General features: G+C 41.0%; 17 protein-coding genes and 1 pseudogene. 11 read left to right on the top strand and 7 right to left on the bottom strand.

What is annotated here, in order from left to right:
- Positions 1 to 35: 35 nt before the first annotated feature.
- The gene (locus CWC29_RS21640; RefSeq protein WP_128727353.1) at positions 36 to 773 is read right to left on the bottom strand and encodes a substrate-binding periplasmic protein; all 738 of its coding nucleotides are present in this window, start codon (positions 771 to 773) and stop codon (positions 36 to 38) included.
- Between the two features lie 293 nt (positions 774 to 1,066).
- Here CWC29_RS21640 and CWC29_RS21635 point away from each other — a divergent pair, with 293 nt between their 5' ends.
- The gene (locus CWC29_RS21635) at positions 1,067 to 3,673 is read left to right on the top strand and encodes an ExeM/NucH family extracellular endonuclease (protein ID WP_138523250.1); all 2,607 of its coding nucleotides are present in this window, start codon (positions 1,067 to 1,069) and stop codon (positions 3,671 to 3,673) included.
- Positions 3,674 to 3,851: 178 nt separating this feature from the next.
- Here CWC29_RS21635 and CWC29_RS21630 read toward each other — a convergent pair whose 3' ends face one another.
- The gene (locus tag CWC29_RS21630) at positions 3,852 to 4,361 is read right to left on the bottom strand and encodes a GrpB family protein (RefSeq protein WP_138523248.1); all 510 of its coding nucleotides are present in this window, start codon (positions 4,359 to 4,361) and stop codon (positions 3,852 to 3,854) included.
- Positions 4,362 to 4,655: 294 nt separating this feature from the next.
- Here CWC29_RS21630 and CWC29_RS21625 point away from each other — a divergent pair, with 294 nt between their 5' ends.
- On the top strand, positions 4,656 to 5,195 hold the full coding sequence (locus tag CWC29_RS21625) for a hypothetical protein (protein ID WP_138523246.1): 540 nt from the start codon (positions 4,656 to 4,658) through the stop codon (positions 5,193 to 5,195).
- A 282-nt stretch (positions 5,196 to 5,477) separates the two neighbouring features.
- Here the strand turns inward: CWC29_RS21625 and CWC29_RS21620 are convergent, their stop codons facing one another.
- Entirely contained in the window at positions 5,478 to 6,152 is a 675-nt protein-coding gene (locus CWC29_RS21620) for an ArsR/SmtB family transcription factor (protein WP_138523244.1), read from the bottom strand.
- Positions 6,153 to 6,240: 88 nt separating this feature from the next.
- Between CWC29_RS21620 and CWC29_RS21615 the strand changes: the two genes are divergently transcribed.
- The 6 genes and pseudogenes from CWC29_RS21615 (at position 6,241) to CWC29_RS21595 (ending at position 10,092) form a co-directional block, all read left to right on the top strand.
- The gene (locus CWC29_RS21615; RefSeq protein ID WP_128727358.1) at positions 6,241 to 6,591 is read left to right on the top strand and encodes an NIPSNAP family protein; all 351 of its coding nucleotides are present in this window, start codon (positions 6,241 to 6,243) and stop codon (positions 6,589 to 6,591) included.
- Positions 6,579 to 6,896: an antibiotic biosynthesis monooxygenase family protein gene (locus CWC29_RS21610; RefSeq protein ID WP_128727359.1), complete on the top strand. Its 318-nt coding sequence runs from the start codon at positions 6,579 to 6,581 to the stop codon at positions 6,894 to 6,896. The genes CWC29_RS21615 and CWC29_RS21610 overlap by 13 nt, the downstream gene beginning before the upstream one ends.
- Before the next feature lie 15 nt (positions 6,897 to 6,911).
- On the top strand, positions 6,912 to 7,541 hold the full coding sequence (locus CWC29_RS21605; RefSeq protein WP_128727360.1) for a LysE family translocator: 630 nt from the start codon (positions 6,912 to 6,914) through the stop codon (positions 7,539 to 7,541).
- Positions 7,542 to 7,930: 389 nt separating this feature from the next.
- A complete protein-coding gene (locus CWC29_RS21600; RefSeq protein WP_128727361.1) occupies positions 7,931 to 8,383 on the top strand; it encodes a DUF6998 domain-containing protein in 453 nt (150 codons plus the stop codon).
- Positions 8,384 to 8,539: 156 nt separating this feature from the next.
- A pseudogene (locus tag CWC29_RS24240) lies at positions 8,540 to 8,782 on the top strand (IS91 family transposase); the annotation flags it as partial.
- A gap of 344 nt (positions 8,783 to 9,126) precedes the next feature.
- Positions 9,127 to 10,092 carry a DUF4062 domain-containing protein gene (locus CWC29_RS21595; protein ID WP_128727362.1) on the top strand — a complete coding sequence of 322 codons (966 nt, stop codon included), beginning with the start codon at positions 9,127 to 9,129 and terminating at the stop codon, positions 10,090 to 10,092.
- A 486-nt stretch (positions 10,093 to 10,578) separates the two neighbouring features.
- On the opposite strand, the gene CWC29_RS21590 is transcribed toward CWC29_RS21595, so the two are convergent.
- Positions 10,579 to 11,622, bottom strand: coding sequence for an IS110 family RNA-guided transposase (locus CWC29_RS21590; protein ID WP_128727363.1), 1,044 nt, complete (start codon positions 11,620 to 11,622; stop codon positions 10,579 to 10,581).
- Between the two features lie 190 nt (positions 11,623 to 11,812).
- On the opposite strand from CWC29_RS21590, the gene CWC29_RS21585 reads away from it, so the two are divergent.
- Complete coding sequence (locus tag CWC29_RS21585; RefSeq protein ID WP_128727364.1) at positions 11,813 to 12,538, top strand: hypothetical protein; 726 nt, start codon at positions 11,813 to 11,815, stop codon at positions 12,536 to 12,538.
- Positions 12,539 to 12,836: 298 nt separating this feature from the next.
- On the opposite strand, the gene CWC29_RS21580 is transcribed toward CWC29_RS21585, so the two are convergent.
- The 3 genes from CWC29_RS21580 to CWC29_RS21570 all read right to left on the bottom strand — a co-directional run bounded on the left by CWC29_RS21580 (position 12,837) and on the right by CWC29_RS21570 (position 15,160).
- On the bottom strand, positions 12,837 to 13,301 hold the full coding sequence (locus tag CWC29_RS21580) for a GNAT family N-acetyltransferase (protein WP_128727365.1): 465 nt from the start codon (positions 13,299 to 13,301) through the stop codon (positions 12,837 to 12,839).
- A 72-nt stretch (positions 13,302 to 13,373) separates the two neighbouring features.
- Positions 13,374 to 13,910, bottom strand: coding sequence for a GNAT family N-acetyltransferase (locus CWC29_RS21575; protein WP_128727366.1), 537 nt, complete (start codon positions 13,908 to 13,910; stop codon positions 13,374 to 13,376).
- A gap of 83 nt (positions 13,911 to 13,993) precedes the next feature.
- Positions 13,994 to 15,160: an MFS transporter gene (locus CWC29_RS21570; RefSeq protein WP_128727367.1), complete on the bottom strand. Its 1,167-nt coding sequence runs from the start codon at positions 15,158 to 15,160 to the stop codon at positions 13,994 to 13,996.
- Between the two features lie 100 nt (positions 15,161 to 15,260).
- Here CWC29_RS21570 and CWC29_RS21565 point away from each other — a divergent pair, with 100 nt between their 5' ends.
- A complete protein-coding gene (locus tag CWC29_RS21565) occupies positions 15,261 to 16,148 on the top strand; it encodes a LysR family transcriptional regulator (protein WP_128727368.1) in 888 nt (295 codons plus the stop codon).
- A 155-nt stretch (positions 16,149 to 16,303) separates the two neighbouring features.
- On the top strand, positions 16,304 to 18,589 hold the full coding sequence (locus tag CWC29_RS21560; protein ID WP_128727369.1) for an InlB B-repeat-containing protein: 2,286 nt from the start codon (positions 16,304 to 16,306) through the stop codon (positions 18,587 to 18,589).
- The last annotated feature ends 1 nt before the right edge of the window (position 18,590 follow it).

Raw genomic sequence — 18,590 nt, 5'->3', positions numbered from 1 at the left:
CCAATGTGTCGAAAGAAGCGAGTACGATTAATTGCTCACTCATCCAAACGGTATTTTTTTAAAGTCGCCTTATAAATTCCATTCACCTTAAGTTGTAAAAGACCCTTATTAAACAATTCAATAACTTCTGCTGCTTTTGGATTGGATTTGCTAATCCCAATATGAAGTGGCCACTGTGCAATGGTCGATTGATGTACTTTAAGGCTATGAAATTCATCGTATTGAGCCCGCAAATAGGCAAAGGCAAGCTCGTCACTTACTACGGCTTCTACTCGCTGCTTATTCAGGAGCGATAGACAGGAACTCAGGTTGGTGAGCTTTTCTAAGCGAACTTGTGAGATCTGAGCGAGCGCAATTTCAGAACGGAAACCCCGAATAGCGCATACGCTCAACCCTTTTAGATCTTCCAAGCTTTCAAAGTCGATATCAGACTCCGCGTGCGAAATAAGCACAAGGCGATTGCTGTAGTACGGCTCACTAAAAACAAAACGCTTATCTCGACTGTTAGAACGCCATAAAGCGGGAATAATATCAACCTGCCCGTTTTCCACCATTCGCATGGCTCGACTAAACGGCATAGTAAGCATTTCAAAATCTTGATTCTCAGCTTCAAATGCCGCGCGTACGAGATCCACACTAAAGCCAGAGCGTTCATCGATAATATACGGCGGCCAGATATTGTGAGCACCGACAATACTACTTGCATTCACAGGTGTTATGAACGATACAGCAAGAAACAGGAGGCATGACTGTCTTAAACTTTTTATCGCCATATTCATGTTCTCCTGTATTTATTTTAAACAAGCCGCTAGCAATGTGTTTCTCTTTAATACCAATTGAGTATAGCGCAACTATCACGCCACTAATTAGACGACAATCCATAAAACACTTCACTCTAGCGCTCTATATATGACATGAAATTCAACGACTTTTGTCCTTCAACACACAATTTAGTGTAAACCAATGTAAATAGACCGTGAAGTTTAATTGAATTGTCATCAATAGCGCTTAAAATGCTGCGTTCGAATAAAAATTCGAATAATTATAATACACGGGAAAATAAAAAATGATTAAAAAATCTATTCTAGCTTCAGCTATTGCATTAGCTTGCCTAAATGCACAAGCAGAAGTGATTATCTCTGAATACGTTGAAGGTAGTAGTTATAACAAAGCCATTGAGCTCTACAATGGTAGTGATGAAGCTGTTAGTCTAACAGGTTACTCCGTCAACTTCTTCTTTAATGGTGCAACAGAAGCTCGCACGAACATAGAGCTAAGTGGTGAACTTGCGGCTAAATCAACTTATGTTATTGCTCATGCTGACTCAGCAGCAGAGATCATCGCAAAAGCACAGTTAACAAACACAAGTAGCTGGTTTAATGGTGATGATGCCGTTACGCTTACGCTCAATGGTGCAGTTGTTGATAGCCTAGGCCAGGTTGGTGTCGACCCAGGTAGTGAATGGGTTGATGGCGATATTAGAACAAAAGATAAAACGCTTGTCAGAGATCCTGCAATAACAACTGGCCGCACCGATGCAACTTCTGCATTTGTTGGCACTGGACAATGGCTTGCACTTGCGAAGAATGATTTTAGCAACCTAGGTATCCACATTAATGGCGGTGACGTACCTGAGCCAGAGCCAGTTATTTGTGGCGAAAATAATACCTTGATCAGTGCCATTCAGGGCGCTGGCGATGCAAGCCCATTAGCGGGAGAAACGGTTGAAGTGCAAGCTGTTGTCACTGCAAGCCTACAATCAGATGCAGGGCTTGGCGGCTTCTTCCTTCAAGAAGAAAGCACTGACTATGATGCTGATAATAATACTTCCGAAGGTATTTTTGTCGTATATACCGCAACTCCAGTAAGCGCAGGAGATGTGGTTAAATTACGTGGTAAAGTTGAAGAGAAGTATGGTCAAACTCAACTTATTAACGTCGACGCAGTCGAGCTATGCGGTTCTGCAACGGCTTCAGCGACTACCGTTACTTTACCTGCAGAGAATGGTCTTGAAGCCTACGAAGGCATGTTGGTTTCGATTTCAAATGAGTTGGTCGTTAACGATACATACGGACTTGCACGTTACGGCGAAGTACGCTTAGCTACTGAACGTTTGTACCAAAGCACTCAAGTTGCAACTCCTGGTGACGCAGCAAACCAGCTAGAAGCTGAAAACAAGCGCAAAGAAATTTTACTTGATGATGGTTCATCAGTACAAAACCCTGACGTTATTCCTTACCCATCACCCACGCTAGATGCCTATAACACTTTACGACTGGGCGATTCTGTGACGGGCCTTGAGGGTGTACTGGGATATGGTTATAGCCAATACCGTATTCACCCAACAACAACACCAAACTTTGTCCATACTAATCTACGTACAGAAGCACCTCAGATAGAAGAGCGTGGAGATTTACGTATTGCAAGCTTCAACGTATTAAACTACTTCAATGGTGACGGTCAAGGTGCAGGTTTCCCAACTTCACGAGGAGCTGACAATCTAGAAGAGTTTGAACGCCAAAAAGCAAAAACGGTTGCTGCAATTTCAGCGCTCGATGCCGATATCATCGGTCTACTTGAAGTAGAAAATGATGGCTTTGGTGAGTTTAGTGCGATTGCCGACCTCGTTAACGCTTTAAATGCGACAGACTCTGCTAACACTTACGCATTTGTAAACCTAAATGTTGACCAAGTGGGTGGGGATGCAATTACATCCGGTATCATTTATCGTAGTAACAAAGTAGCTGAAGTAGGCACGCCTGCATTTACCGAAGCCGTACCATTTGATTACGGTAACCGTCCTCCTGTCGTACAAACTTTCAAAGAGGCAAACGGCGAAGAAATCTTCACTGTGGTAATGGCTCACTTACGCTCTAAAGGCAGTTGTTCAAAAGCTGAGGGCTTAGATCAAGACCAAAATGACGGTCAAGGTTGTTGGAACCAAACTCGAGTCACTGCGGTTAATACCCTAGCGACTTGGCTTGGCACAAATCCGACAGGAGTTGCAGAAGATGATGTGATTATTCTAGGTGACATGAACGCGTACGCTCAGGAAGATCCAATCAACACCTATGTAGAGAATGGTTATGCCAACATCAAGCAAACGCTTCATGGTAGTAGCTTAGATTATTCATACGTGTATCAAGGACGTATCGGTAGCCTAGATCACGCCTTTGCTTCAAACACGATGATGGAAAAAGTAAAGTCGGTAACAGATTGGCATATCAATGCTGACGAACCCGTCGCGCTAGACTACAACACTGAGTACAAGTCAGATACTCACAAAGCAAGTCTTTACGCAACACACGCTTATCGCGCATCGGATCATGACCCCGTGGTAATCGACCTTAACCTTGCTAAAGAGCCGACGATTATTGAAGGCGAGTTTACAGGCCTTGCAGGTTGGTTCTGGTGGCAACATCGCTCAATCGAGCTACCAGCAGGCTTTGATAAACTAGAAGTATCTATCACGGGTCAAGGCGAAGCAGACCTGTATGTGCGCCATCAGAGAATGCCAAACTTCTTTAAGTACGACTGTCGCCCATACCTTTGGGGGAGTGAAGAAAGCTGTGTATTTGACGAACCTGCAGAAGGTAAATGGAATTTCCGCCTACGCGGTCTATTCCCTTACTACAACGTAACTATCAAATACAAAGCAACAAAAGCGAATTAATCGCTGCTTTAACGTAAAACCCAAGAGCCAAGGCTCTTGGGTTTTTCTTGGCCTTTTAACTTACTTTAATTGCCACCAATCAACCATACTTTCAGAAAGGGCACTTATTCTCTGAGTTAAAAACTATAAAATGTCCGATTATCGCCGTTTCGTGTTGCCACGACAGGCTGGATTAATATCAGCTATAAAATGACGCCAACACTTTCTGAATAAACGGCCATTTTTGTTGAGTATATTGCTCACGATCATCTTTGTATTGTTGCGCTAATCTTTGCTTTAACGCACAGTACTCAGCGCTTAAATCTGATGATGCTCTTAATTTATCCCTAAAAGAAATGCGCTCTTGCCAAAGTGCACTATCGAAGGGAACAAGGTGTAAGTGATGGGTTCTAAACTCAGGCGTTGGTTTGCAAAACCAGTGCATTACGTCAGCTTTATAGGGGTAATAACAATAACCGTGTTGAGTGAGCACTTGGATGGCTTCTTTTGACGCTTCTAGTGACTTAACACCCACCATAATATCTATCACCGGCTTAGCAACCATACCAACCACCGCTGTACTACCCACATGCTCAATACCACCTTCAATCCAATGGCATAGCAAAGGCGCTAACCTTAGCTTTTCATCTTGGAACATCCGTGGCCAATCTTGATTATATTTAGAAAGTGAAATAGCTTGGTCTGCCATTGAAAGGAAAGTCCTGTAATTGCTTTCAGTTTGGTTTGGAACAGTATACAGCTAAAGCTAATCATCACTACCACACAAACGCCGCGATAGATGCACTATTGAAGTAGGGCTAACACTGACACCTACCATAATTTGCATTTATGTTATGGTGGGTGTCTGCTATTTGCAATCTAAAGTCTTGATTATTCGTGTATTTCTTGTAGTTGTAATGTTTGCTTTTTTTGGGTTTAATGTTTGCAATTAGAATTTGACAGGTGCTTGTAATGCCGCACCTTTATGTAGTGAGAAGTAAATATGTTTAGAACTATGGTTGTTGTTTGTTCTCTTTTTCTGTCTGGTTGTGCGCAATTGGCATATGATGCTAAAAAGCCTTTGCCTGAAGGACATGGCTTAGCTTTAGCCCGTTTTAGTACCTCTGGCGATATTGGTAATGCTCAATTCATTACCCGAAATACACAAAAAATGCTAGACAACTACAGCTTTGTTCTAAAAGACACCCGGGAAAAGTTGATTGTTCTGCCACTGCCAGTGGGGACGCACGAAATTGACCAGGTGTTATATATGCAAGGATCCAAATTAGTTGATCCCGACTTAAACTGCCTTGGCACTTTTGATATAGCAGAAAATAGCCTCAACTATATCGGGGATATCCATTTTCATGTGAATGACTACGATAACTATATTTTATTTTCATCGCATCCTTGGAGGGTGCAGGTTAAAGAGAACTTCGAGCAAGCGCTTGAGGAGATAAAAACACGGCATCCGGAAATTGATACCAAATTTGCCATCAAAAGCGACGTGGTTGGCCCATTTTCATGTGAGCAAGTTGAATAATGCTAGGTTAACACTGACACCAGCAAGATTAGGCTAACACTGACACCCACCATAATTTGCATTTATGTTATGGTGGGTGTCTGCTATTTGCACTATTTGTACATACCTAGCGGTCGTTCAGCCAACTCATTCCTGCCCTAAAGCTTGTTAACGTAGTAACTTTAATAGAGCCTCTGGGCAACGCATTGGCTCTATTTATTACCTTTAGCGAGTTGGCATTAAGACCGCCTTTAAGCGAGGAGTTAACATTGAACGGCATACATCAACAATATGTATTAACACTTAAATACCATACCTTTTCGTAAAGGCACTAAGTCCTTGAGGAGTAAACTGAATTACTCTTGAATCCAAATCTTGTGTTGCCCAGTTGCGATTCATAGCATCGTCTAGTACCCACTTACCTAGACTGCCAGCCAAGTGGCTTCGTCTTTCGCTCCAATCTAAACATGCTTTACATATTGGTCTGCTTCGGTTTTTAAATGAGCTAAAATCAACGCCTATGTTGCTAAAAAACTTTTGCCCTGTTTTCGTCAATATAATCTCGGTAGAGTTTTCAATTAGCCAGCCGTTGTCCACCAAAGCATCGAATAACTTTACGCCTAACTCTCCTGCTAGGTGGTCGTAGCAAATACGGGATTTTCTCAATCTCTCGTTTCTAGGCCCAGTTGATATCTTTGGACTTGATACAGATACGCTAATATTAAGCATTTGCTCAATAAGTTCAGCGACTTGGATATTTCTTAGCTGAAAATACTTATGGCGGCCTTGCTTCCTGACGACTAAAAGCTCGCCTTCAACTAATTTCATTAAATGGCTGCTCGCTGTTTGAGGGGTAATATCTGCTTCAAGTGATAGCTCTGTTGCCGTTAGCGCTTTACCACTCATCAAGGCTGTAAGCATTTTAGAACGAGCTGTATCTCCGATTAAATTTCCAATATAGGCAATATTAGGTTCCACTCTTTTTCCTTCACAGTTCGATCGCCATCGAAGTATCAAAATTTAATGACGAGTAGACTGCCAAAAAACGAAAACGGAGACAACCACTTTGAAAATTACCTGTTGTATTGAATACCAACTTGATCCCTTCAAATTGGATATGTTTGAACAATACGCTGAAAACTGGAGCAAAATCATTCCCGTATGTGGAGGAGAGTTATTAGGGTATTTTTTACCTCATGAGGGTTCAAATAATAAAGCTTACGGCTTAATCAGTTTTGATTCTTTGGCTGATTATGAACGCTATAGAAGCAAGTTACGCCTGTCAGAACTTGGTAAAAGCAACTTTCGCTTTGCCCAAAGGGAAAAGTTTATTGTTAATGAGAAACGTACGTTTTTGCAGGTTGTACGCTCAACTTACAAGCGAGATCTTGAAGGAGAAAATACATGCTCGCAGTGATTTTTGAAGTAACTCCGAAAGAGCAGGGAAAAGCGCTCTATTTTGAAATAGCGCAGGCGTTGAAAAGTACACTCAACGAGGTTGATGGCTTTATCTCTGTTGAGCGTTTTCAAAGCCTTTCTAATCAGGATAAATTTTTATCCTTATCATTTTGGCAAAACGAAACGGCGCTCAAACAGTGGAAAGAGCATTTTGAACACCAAGTCGCTCAGAAAAAAGGAAAGGAAGAGCTTTTTAGCCACTTCAGAATAAGAGTGGGCTATGTTATTCGCGATTACGGCAGTGAAAACCAAGTAACTAAGTAATTGTCAGGAATTAAAATGAATATAGAACAATACGTTACGTATACTGTGATAATTACGGTACTTTTGGTGTCACCAGGACCCTCTGTGTTACTTTCTATTAATAATGGGTTGAACCATGGGAAGAAGCTAGCTGCGCTTGGCGTTTTAGGCAATGTCGCTGCATTTCAGCTCTTGTTGATTCTGAGTGCGACAAGTCTGGGAGCTGTCATTCTAACATTTAGTGAACTATTAACTTTTATAAAAGTAATTGGTGCTGGTTATTTATGCTATTTAGGTATTAAGGTATATAGTTCGTCAGTGCCTCAGCTTGATACTGACAGCTTTCAGTCCTCTTTACACTATCAACCATGGCTGATTTTTAAGCAAGCACTTTTGGTTACATCTTTGAATCCAAAAGCATTAATTTTTGTATCGGCATTACTACCTCAATTTATTAATCCAACCGTTTCATTAATGCCACAAGTTGTGATGCTGTGTATTATCAGTGCATTGATTCATTTCACAATTTATTTTGGTTATGCAGCACTTGCTGAAAAGGTAAAGCTGCTAGTAGGCGAAAAAGGTCGAGGCCGATTCAATAAAGTGAGTGGCGTAACATTTTTAATATTTGGTATAGTTTTAGGGCTATCTGGTTCCATTACTTAAATGCCTGTTAGCCTTTCCTAAATAATTAAAAGGATAGCATTACACCCACTAATTGAACTTACAGCATAGAGCTGACATTCGGCTCTAAAACGTTTTTGTCTAGCTTCGAGTTAGTCGGATCTGGGCTGACACATTTTTGCCCAAACCGTGTTTTGGCGAACCCTTCAAAATAGCGATTAAAAGCGCTTTCAACAAAGCCTTATTTGACTTACTTTTCTTCATGCTTAGAACTCTAACTATGTGACTAGGTTTGGAGTTCCACTACTTAGAAAGCTATTTCTGGCAATAAGTTAGCCATTGTGATAAAAAATCCGTAAGTAGAATATCGAGACGATTCACGGCAGAAAAACGACCGAATCGCTCGTAGGTTACGATTGTTAAGCGAAAACATGGATCACGATAAATTTCAGAAATTAATACGGCAATTATATTCGACTGTTGATGAGCTTGAAGTCATGTTCCCAGGAAGGCATTTCACGCCAGATGGTCACATGGTTGGTAGTATTGGAGAATGCCTCGTAGCTGAAGCGTATGGATTAAATCTAGAAACTGCATCTAACAAGGGTTTCGATGCAAAAACGCATAATGGCAAGCAAGTTGAAATAAAGGCTACACAGTCAAAAATTGTTTCCTTTCGTAGCGAGCCAGAACACACTATCATTATCAAAATATTGCCCAACGGCACTTTTGAAGAAATTTACAATGGCCCAGGAAATCTAGTTTGGGCACAGTTTTCAGGTAAAAAAATTCCAAAAAATGGGCAATTCCAAATAGCGCTAAGCAAACTAAAACAGCTAAATAAGCAGGTCTTCGAGTCTAGTCGTGTGCCAAGAATCAGTTAACACGTCAATTAACTATGCTTCTTCGGTGCTGAATTGTTTTTGTCCATGGCGGGTTATTAATATAACCCACCTTTGCCCCAAAATAAGCTAGAAAATTTTGCTCAAAGGGCTAACAGCACAGTTTGCGTCTTGCTGTAAAACATGAGTATAGATACATTGTCTAAAGGATTCATGCGTATTCAGCATTACGGCTTTTTAGCCAATGCATGTCGCAAGCGAAAGTTAGCGCTGATAAAGTCGTGGGCGTCATGCACATGCAGAGCAAAGAGGCCAAAGACAGGAGAAAACGTGACATTAATACCGAATTGGCCTTGTCAGCATTGTAAGGTAGGTATCTTGCGGCTAATTGGCGTATTCAAGTTAGATGCAACACCGACCAAAGTAGAGCGAACGAGTTAGCAGCTCGATAGCTGAGCAAAATCAACTGGTTAACCTACTTAATTGCTCAGGCTAGCGGCCTTTGTACGCTAAAAAAACATAATTGCTTATTAAGATAAATTTAGGTGTAATGAATACATAATAAGCGCTGAGCAATGCAGGGAAAGCTTAATTAATAATAGACTAGCTGTTCAAACCAAATGATTTGGCTAATGTCTCTAAAAAGCAAATTCCCATAGCATAAATAACACCAACTCTGAGACATCGAGCGTGTAGCGGCTCAGTCCAACAAGCGATTATGCAACACAAACTTCGTGTCGCATAAATACTAAAATATTATACATCTAATTTTACTAGGGAAGAAAATGGCAATACCTCGTGTTTTCATTAGTTCTACTTGCTACGATTTGAAGCATATTCGAGAAAACCTTAAATATTTTGTTAGAACTATTGGTTATGAGCCTGTTTTGAGTGAGGAAGGCGCAGTATTTTATAACCCAACAATGCATACCCATGATTCTTGTTTGTCAGAAGTACCGAATTGCCAAATGTTTGTTTTGATAATAGGAGGCCGTTATGGAGGGTTATTTCGAGAGGGGGACAACTCGATAACAAATGAAGAATATAAAGAGGCAATCAAAAGCAAAATCCCCGTGTTCGCACTGGTAGAACAGTCTGTTTACTCTGATCACTTCTTGTACACAAAGAATAAAAACAATAAAAATCTCAATCATAATGAAATAGTTTACCCTTCTGCAGACAATACGAAGATCTTTGGGTTTATTGACCAGGTTCGTTCAAATTCAATTAACAATGCAATTGTTCCATTTCGAGATTTTTCAGATATCGAATCATATTTAAGGCAGCAATGGGCTGGAATGATGTTCTCGTTTTTAAGCAACCAAAATGAAGAGAATAGAGTTTCAGATATGATGTCTCATTTAGTTGGTGTAAGCGATAAAATTGAGTTTCTATCCACTCAAGTGTTGAAGTCTGTTGGCTCAAATGAATCCAAAGTTCTAGTTAAACTACATGATTTAATGTTAGATAGCGAAGCGATTAAAACCCTTTTATCTACTGGTCACAAACCTACCCTTATTGATATCTTGACTTCAACATCATTGAAAGAATGCTCTCTGTCATCAGGGGGGGAGTTGATTATAACTACTGGAGAAAATTACGTGACAACTTCAGCTGGTGAAATAGATGAAATGCACTACGAGATGATGGAAGAGGAGTATTCTCGATTAAAAGCAAATATCAGTGAATTACTAGCGAATGAAGGTATTACTCAACAAAAAATACTAGAAGTTTTGCGGGACGATGTATAACACATATGAACCTTATCCGGTCAATTAAGCATAACGATTCTTTTTAGCTGCTTTTAAGCAGCTAATTTGTATTGGCAACGCTTAAACCTGTTCAACTTCGTTATGTCGGTTAACCGTTAAATCGTTTACGGCAAACACATATAGGGGCGTTACGCCGTAATCTCTTATTGCGATCTCATCGCTGCCTAAATCGGTCGATACAACTTATCGTTTAGGGCCACTAGACATTCATCGGTTAACCTTAATCTTGCACTACTCAAGGGGATGGCTCATTCGTCCAGTTAGTTAAAGGCTCAGCTAAGGTGTAAACGATTCAATTCATTGCTTAAATAAATGCGCACCAATGGGGTGTCTAATCAAGGCCAAATAGCTTATTACTTCGACAATACTTACCTGTAAAATTCAGCTATTACTGACAAAAACACAAATAATGCATGGTTGTTCGTGCTTATCTAGTTAGGTGTTGAGCTCACCCCATTGTGCGACTTAGCCTTTTAAAAAACGTTCATCGTCGAATACCGTTTTGTTCTTAAGCATAAAATAAACACAACGACCGAGCTTATGGGCGAGCACTGAAAGTGCTTTGGCTTTGCTCATGCGTTTTTGTAATTTGTTTAAGTAGCACCGAGCTTTGTCATTTCCACGTAAATAAAGTACAGCGGCTTCACTGAACGCCCATTTCAAGTGTCCATTTCCAATTTTATTGCCGCTGGTGCCATAGGTTTTGCCAGCAGATTCTGCTTTGCACTTAACTGGTCGACAATAAGATGCAAATTTTTGTACAGACTCGAAGCGGTTAATATCACCAATTTCATACAAAATAGTCATGGCTAGAATAAGACCAATACCTGGTATGGTACGCAGTTGTGCGTAATAGTTTGGTTGATGCTTTTTAGTTTTGCTCTCTAAATAATATTCAAGTTTTTTAAGCTCTTCTGCGTAGGCATCGAGGATGGCTAGATCAAAGTTAACATTGCGTTGGACGGCTTGGTCATCAAAACGCGTTTGGAATTCTTGTCGAACACATTTGTTCTTCATATGTAACTCGAGTGGCGGGTAGTTGTACTGACTATTTGTGTTAACTATATGCGCTTTCAGTTGTGCGCCATGCTGAACCAGCCGTGTTCGTCTGCGAAGTAAATCGCGTGTTGAACGCATATTAGCAGGATAATTGTGAGCCAGCGGGAAGTTGCCACCACGCAATAGACTAGCGATTTTATAAGAGTCAATCTTATCGTTTTTGGCTTTACCACCGTGAATAGCTTTCATATAAAGCGCATGACCAAGCACAAAATCAATATCATGTTCAGCACATAAATCACTCACCCAATACCAACAATGCATGCATTCAACACCGATAACGATATCTTCGAGATAGGGCGAAATCAGTCTAAGTAATTCATGTTTATCAGCTTTTATTTTCTGATGAACAACTTTATTACCTCGCTCATCAATAATGCAAACGTATAAAATGCGTGCATGAAGGTCAATTCCACAATAATATTTATGAAAAGTAGTATAGAATTTCATTGAGCTTTCTCCTTTGGGTTTCGTCGCCCTGAAGTTTAGCTGTTCGCTAAACTTCGGGGAGAAGGTTCAATAAGTATCAAGGCCGTTAAACCAGGGACACAAAACAGCAGGCTTGTGCTCCTTCGTCGCCAGTTTAAGCCTGCTATTTTGTGTCGTTTATTATGGCGTTATACGTAAATAAGGAGTGCGTGTGAAACATCTAATAGTTTTATCTTTATCTCTAATCTTAGTGGGTTGTGGTGTTACTGGGACAGCAAGTAAAACAGAATTCCCTTTATTAACAAACGCTCCTGCATTTAGCGCCAACGTAAACTCAGTTTCACTCATAGTTGATAAAAATACAGCTGACAATGAATCATATGGGGCTTTTAATTGGGGTAGCTTTGATGAAGCAGACAAAAATAATATTCAACAATCAATCTTGAATACCCTTAACAAAAATACTTCAAACGTATCAAAAAAAGCTAAAGTACACGCTAAAATCCATCGCTACTCACAAATAATTACAAATGCAAGTTACGCAAGCTTTGTTATTGTTGATTGGTGTTTAGAAGTAAATGGTCAAATTATTCGAGATGAGGTGTTTTATGCTGGTCATAGCGATGAACTAAATATCTTTACTGGTAAATCTTTAGGTTGGGCGAAAGGACAAACTCACAAAGCAATTTCAAGTCGCATTATTAACCAGTCCATACAATTATTGTCCGAGCCTACTCTTCAAGACGCCTACCCTGAAAATAACGTATTTTTAAATGCTAAAGACGCGGTAGCTGCTTTGCCAAAACAACTTACTTCAGTTGGTGTTGCAGGTTTCTCTGGTGGCATGTATTACTATGTAGGTCCTACGACTGGTAATACTAACTTTAATCAAAAATCAGTTTATCAAAAGGTTAACTGGCAACAAGAAATTCAGTAAGCGCAAGTTACGTATAACGAGCGCCTCAACCAAGGACCTAAAAAGCTTGGCTTGCGTCACTTCGTTCCTAATTTTACGCCTGTTAGGCGGGCGCTAGCCCATAGAAATTTTTATGCGAAATTCACCTAGTACGGACGTTCACCCAACGCGTTTTTGTCCAAATATAAGTTGGATAAGCGTCCGTGATCGCAATTGGATTTAAGGTAATAAGTTGCTGTTGAACGGCCTAGTTTGGAACATATAAAACTGTGGGATTTTATTAAGCCTTTTACCCGAGCTTAAAATCTAGCTTGTTTAACTAAACTACTGTTTTGCTCATCACTACCACATCAACGCCTCGGTAATTGACGTTTTCGAGCGGTTGCCAGCCGAGTTTCCGGTAGAGTCCACCTTCTGGGTGTTCCGTTTGTAAATATAACGTTTTAACACCGAGTTTAATGGCTAGTCGCTCTGCTTCTTTGACTAAGCGTGAGGCCAACTGCTTTCCACGATAGGGCTTGTCCACATAAACGCCACCAATCCAGTGCTCTTTATCTGTGTAGATACTCATTTCATGAAATTTAAGCTGCACGACTCCTGCGACTGTATCGCCATCCAGCGCGACGATTACACAAGGAATACTAGAGTCGTTAAGGTAGTCTAAAAGCTTTTGCTCAAACCGCTCTACAGAAGCCTCTTCAACAATGCCTCCCCACTCGTCAAAGTACCACTTGGCAATAGTTGGTATCAGCGCTTTGTGCTGCGCTAAAAGTTTAAATTCCATTTTAATTCCTCAAATAAACATAATACTGACAAAGGATTATCACTCTCTTACAGTAACCACATTCCGTTCCCATTACAATTCCAGATAATGAGCTTTGGTTAATTGATAGACATAGATATCATGCTTTTCACCGCCTATATCCAAAAAGGCTTTTAGACGGTTTTTGCGTTTCATCCCTAACTTGAGCATCAACCGTTGCGATTGTCGATTGCCTACAGCGCATATTGCCTGAATGGTATCTACAGAGAGACTTTGAAAAGCCTCCTTTATCAGCGCTGCTGCAGCCTCATAACCGTAGCCGCAACCAATTTCACCCTCCGCTAATCGAAATCCAATTTCACCAACCTTTTTCTCTTCGTCGACATATTTAAAAACTAGCTCGCCAATCAGTTTTTCTTTTTGTTTATTCACTAAAGCCAAGATCAAACGCTCATCGACCGCACTTTTCCAAGGTTGGCAAGCTTGAATTAGCCTCTCTTTTGCCGACTCGAGTGTGGCAGGCGCACCGATATATTTTGACGTATTTGGATTTTTCCGATGGCTGTAAACCGCATCTAAGTCATCCATTGTCATTCGCCTTATGGATAAACGCTCTGTTTCAAACTGCATTGTTATTTTTCCCTATCCTAAGATCACATACATAGCCACCAATCTCATAGATAAACGCTATGTCGCAGAAGCTCTGCATTCTATTACTCTTTACAAACCGGCATAAGGACAGTGCGTAAATGCCGCCAGGTTATAAACAGTAACAGCGCACAACCAAAAACGAGTGCCGCGAGTGACTCTACGCCACTCAGTAACCACCTGTTGACCAACCAAGCCACGCAAGAGAAAAATAACAGTTCAACCGCGCCGACTAGCGCATTTGCTGTTCCTGCTTTCTCGGGATGTAAAACGCCAATAAGATGCATATAACTTGGAAAATAAGCGCCAAATACAAACATAATCGCAGCATAAGCAAGCAAAACAGCAAGCGCACTACCACTTGCAAATAGCAGCAATAACACGCTGACAACAAGCGCTGGCCAAGTCCAAATGACGATATCTAAATAAGCGCGCTTACGCTGCAATACCTTAGTTAAAATTGACCCTATGAGTAAGCCAAACATGGGGATCATCATCGCCTGACCTATTGCGTTGGCTTCCAAGCCAAACTGCCGTGCCAATAAAAACGGCAGATACAGTTGAATGGTGAGATACAAAAAAGTAGGCAACCATTTGAGCGACGCGAGGGAAATAAACGAGCGGTTTAACAATAGATTTTGATATTCATTAAAGAGCGCTTTTGGCCTCAGCGACATAGTAATTTTACTGCTCTGCTGCATAGTTTTATAACCATAAATCAGTATCAAAATATAGTAAGCGAACGCAAACCATGACATCCCCTGCCACCCTACCCAGCCAGATAAAACGCCAGCTAAAAAAGGGCTGCAAATAGCAGTAACACTCACCGACATTGATAGCGTCGCCATCGCGCTTTTAAGTTCACTACCCGATAATCTTGCAGCAAGAAGCGTTCGACCAATTAACACCGGCGACGCAGCACCAATGCCTTGCAACACTCGACCGATAAAAAATACCTCAGCGCTAGATGCAATTGAACAAAAAACTGTGCCTAGCAGTAAAATACCCAGCCCACTCAAAAATAACGGCCTATCACCAAACTTATCTCGTAGCGGCCCAACCAGTAGTTGCGCAGCTCCTAGTGTAGTGAAATAGCTAATTACTGCCGCTTGTCCTTGACTAGGCGTAAGCTGTAAGAAATCCGTGATATTAGGTAAAACAGGGATGTAGATTTGGCTTGCGATTTGAGAGCAAGACATCAGCAAAACAGCTAAAAACACAACTTGAAACACGTCAATCCCCTTGAATCTACTGAGGATGATTCTATCGAGCTTTTAATATCCAAAAAACAAGGTAATAATAAAAACACTTATTCTTGCTAGGAAATAATTAATGGATTGGCTAACCGGAGTGCGGAGCTTTAGCAAAGTTGTAGAGTTTGGCAGTTTTACTCGTGCCGCAGATGAAGAAGGTGTTTCAGCATCTGCAGTGAGCAAGCGAATTGACTGGTTAGAACAGCAGCTTGGCTTAACGCTATTTATTCGTACCACTCGTCAAGTCAACCTCACTGAGGCTGGGGAGCACTTTTTACCGAAGGCTTCTCAATGGCTAGCGCAGTTTGAATGTTTAACTGATCACGGACAAGCACTGAATCAAGCACCATCTGGTAGCTTAAAAATCGCTTCAACACTCGCAGTAGGCAGCACCATTTTAATGCCAAATATCGCCTCATTTTTAGCCGAATATCCCAAATTAAAAATTCATCTTAATGTCATCGCCCCTGGCGCGCACCCAGACCTTACTCACGATTTAGTGATCACACGCTACTATGAAGCTTTTGACTCAGCCTCTCATAAAGGTAGCCGACTCATTGATTATCAAATGCAGATCTTTGGTGCTCCTCACTATCTCAAACAGCATAAGCCTATCAAGTCCCTTGATGATCTGCGCCAACATAAAATGCTGTTAAGCAGCTACTACCACAAGCTAGGTGGGATTATTTTAGAAAATGGCGATGTCTTCCAGTTTGACAACTATAACTTTGTCTCTGATCAACTCGACGCTATGCTGACAGCAGCGGTACAAGGTTTAGGACTGGTATTTATTGCGCCTAGCTATGTGAAAAGGGAGCTCGACCAAGGTTTGCTCATACCTGTATTGCCTGAAGTAAAATCTGAAGCAAAACAATTATGGGCGTATTATCCCAAGACAAACTACACACCCTATAAAACCCAACTTTTTATCGAACACCTTAAAAAGCACCTGAACTCAACAGATTAGAAAAACTAGGCTTTCACATTTGTTCACAATTTTAGTACAAAAAATCCTCTAAAGATCCGGATCCATATGGTAATTTAGGGTGTTTACTCAATTTTGTAGTACTAACCAAGTATTTCGCTGCATAGTGCTACACATAATAATTTAAAGGACTAACAATGAGCTTTAATCTTTTTAAAAAAACCACACTGGCAACGCTAGTCTCTGGGCTAGCAGCAATGAATGCACAAGCAAGCCTATCGCTTAGTTTAGATACCATCACTAACCCAAAAATAGATTGTGATACAAAAATTGAATTATTAATGGCGAACGCTGCGAATGGCGAAAGTGACAGTTTATTACCTGCCGAGTCTATGCTAGATGTACTCAACACCCACTGCTACCAAGAGCAAAAAACTACAAATGAAACTGACCGGACCCCACCAGAGATAAGGTCAATCCTCTTAACCACGAACTCTGTTAATGTAAACGATGGAGAAAAAACCGTCGATATTACATTAAGATTTTACGATGAAAGCGGTGTAAAAGGTGCGCGCGTTTATTTATCCCCACCGACAGGGTTTAGTTGGGGGAGCAATAAATCAGCAGTAGCTTCTAATTGGCAGAAAACAGACGAGCCGGGAGTTTATGAGAGTAAAGTGAGTTTCACTTTCACCGATGCAGATGTTAATGGGAAGTGGTTTTTAACCCTAAGCCACTTAGTTGACGTAAACAATGCCGTTCGTTTTTGGCTACGTGAGAATGAAATTCAAGCTGCAGGCTTTAACCCATATATCGTTGTCACGAATGATAAAGTCACTGAAGGCATTAACCCTGAAATAAAATCTATTACGATTTCTGACACTGAAGTTGATGTAAATACAGGAGATAAAACGGTTAATATAGCCATAGAAGCTTATGACCATTCAACAATGTCAAAAGGTGTAATTAGAGTCTCACCGCCTAGCCAATATAAATCTCTTGCCATAAAATATGCTGAGTCATCTGATTGGCAAGAAACGGACGTCGAAGGGGTATATCGTTCAAATTATTCATTTACCTTTACAGATAAAGCGTTGCCAGGTGAGTGGTTTGTTGCCTCTGCGATGCTCACTGATAGCAATGGAAATATTGGTGCTTACAATCGAGGTCACTTTAATCAGCTCGGTCTACCGTCTGTTGTTACGGTTAAAAATCAAACTGAACTAGATATTGCTCCTCCGAGTATCGACAACGTCGCTTTTTCGTCAAACCAACTCACTTCAACGAATGGCGATCAAGATGTTACCCTAACCGTCACAATGTCAGATGTATCAGGCATGACCAAAGGTTACTATGCTCTTAGAGCACCAGAGGGAGCTGAAGCGAAAGATAAACTCTTTACTATAGAGCAATGGCAGCAAGGCAATGACCAAGATGAGTTTGTCGGCACTACCAGTGTGAGCTTTAGTAACGACGACTTGCAAAAGGGTAAAGGGGTTTGGCAACTGGATGCAAATATTCAAATAGACTCCGCAGGCATATATAGCCAAGGTGCTTATGCGCGAGAATTAACAACGTTAGGCGCTACACCCTACATCTTTGTTGACGAAGCGCAAATAAGTGAAGTTTCAGTTAAGAATATAACGGGAGCAAAGCAGCTAAAAGCAGGGACAAGCACTCTTGTCACACTGGAAATAACTGAAAATACACTATCCAGTTTGCCGCGTCTATTTGATCTCTATCTAGACTCAGAGGCCGCATTAAAGTTTGATTTTCACTCAATAGATCAAGAATATATGGTCAGCTGTGAAGATCTAAATAATCGTCGTTCATGCCGCTTTAGCAATGGTCCTGATGTTGAGTCAGTTCAAGTCTCGTTTAAGGTTGCGCCAAGTGAAGCTGGCGAGTTTGCACCAACTATCCGGTTCTCATCAGTAGCTCCTGAATTAGACTACTCAAATAATAAAGCCACATTTCAGGTGACAAGCTTTGACCTAAAGCAGTTTAATGTCGTGTTTAAGAACTGGGATGGAAGCGTGCTTTCTACGCAAACTATTGAAGAAAATAGTGCTGCTACGGCTCCTCAAGTTCCGCCCAGGGAAGGTTATACATTTACAGGCTGGAATAACGACTTTAATGATGTTAATCAAAACCTTACCATTACGGCACAATTTGAGATTAATAAGTATCAAGTGAAGTTTGTGGATTGGGATGACACAGTCATCAAAGCAGCAGAAGTCGTTCATGGGCAAGCAGCAACGCCACCTGCAGAGCCACAGCGAAATGGTTATGCTTTTACTGGGTGGGATATAGCTTTTGACAAGGTCACCAGTGAGTTAGTTGTAAAGGCACAGTACAAAGCAAACACAACTCCAACAACGACCGATAAGGAAGATAAAGGCAGTTCGGGAGGTGCATTTGGCTTTTTACTGGCGATGCTAAGCACACTGTTGGCTTTTGGCAGACGCAGAATATCTGCATAAC

The organism is Pseudoalteromonas galatheae (assembly GCF_005886105.2).
GTDB classification, from domain to species: Bacteria; Pseudomonadota; Gammaproteobacteria; order Enterobacterales; family Alteromonadaceae; genus Pseudoalteromonas; species Pseudoalteromonas galatheae.
This window is presented reverse-complemented; position numbering and strand designations above follow the sequence as displayed.

What these genes read in the sequence shown, in the direction of transcription:
- CWC29_RS21605 (WP_128727360.1), top strand. Translation starts at nt 6,912, where the DNA reads ATGAATATAGAACAATACGTTACGTATACTGTGATAATTACGGTACTT.
- CWC29_RS21640 (WP_128727353.1), bottom strand. Translation starts at nt 773, where the DNA reads ATGGCGATAAAAAGTTTAAGACAGTCATGCCTCCTGTTTCTTGCTGTA.
- CWC29_RS21590 (WP_128727363.1), bottom strand. Translation starts at nt 11,622, where the DNA reads ATGAAATTCTATACTACTTTTCATAAATATTATTGTGGAATTGACCTT.
- CWC29_RS21635 (WP_138523250.1), top strand. Translation starts at nt 1,067, where the DNA reads ATGATTAAAAAATCTATTCTAGCTTCAGCTATTGCATTAGCTTGCCTA.
- CWC29_RS21595 (WP_128727362.1), top strand. Translation starts at nt 9,127, where the DNA reads ATGGCAATACCTCGTGTTTTCATTAGTTCTACTTGCTACGATTTGAAG.
- CWC29_RS21565 (WP_128727368.1), top strand. Translation starts at nt 15,261, where the DNA reads ATGGATTGGCTAACCGGAGTGCGGAGCTTTAGCAAAGTTGTAGAGTTT.
- CWC29_RS21560 (WP_128727369.1), top strand. Translation starts at nt 16,304, where the DNA reads ATGAGCTTTAATCTTTTTAAAAAAACCACACTGGCAACGCTAGTCTCT.
- CWC29_RS21630 (WP_138523248.1), bottom strand. Translation starts at nt 4,361, where the DNA reads ATGGCAGACCAAGCTATTTCACTTTCTAAATATAATCAAGATTGGCCA.
- CWC29_RS21600 (WP_128727361.1), top strand. Translation starts at nt 7,931, where the DNA reads ATGGATCACGATAAATTTCAGAAATTAATACGGCAATTATATTCGACT.
- CWC29_RS21625 (WP_138523246.1), top strand. Translation starts at nt 4,656, where the DNA reads ATGTTTAGAACTATGGTTGTTGTTTGTTCTCTTTTTCTGTCTGGTTGT.
- CWC29_RS21610 (WP_128727359.1), top strand. Translation starts at nt 6,579, where the DNA reads ATGCTCGCAGTGATTTTTGAAGTAACTCCGAAAGAGCAGGGAAAAGCG.
- CWC29_RS21575 (WP_128727366.1), bottom strand. Translation starts at nt 13,910, where the DNA reads ATGCAGTTTGAAACAGAGCGTTTATCCATAAGGCGAATGACAATGGAT.
- CWC29_RS21580 (WP_128727365.1), bottom strand. Translation starts at nt 13,301, where the DNA reads ATGGAATTTAAACTTTTAGCGCAGCACAAAGCGCTGATACCAACTATT.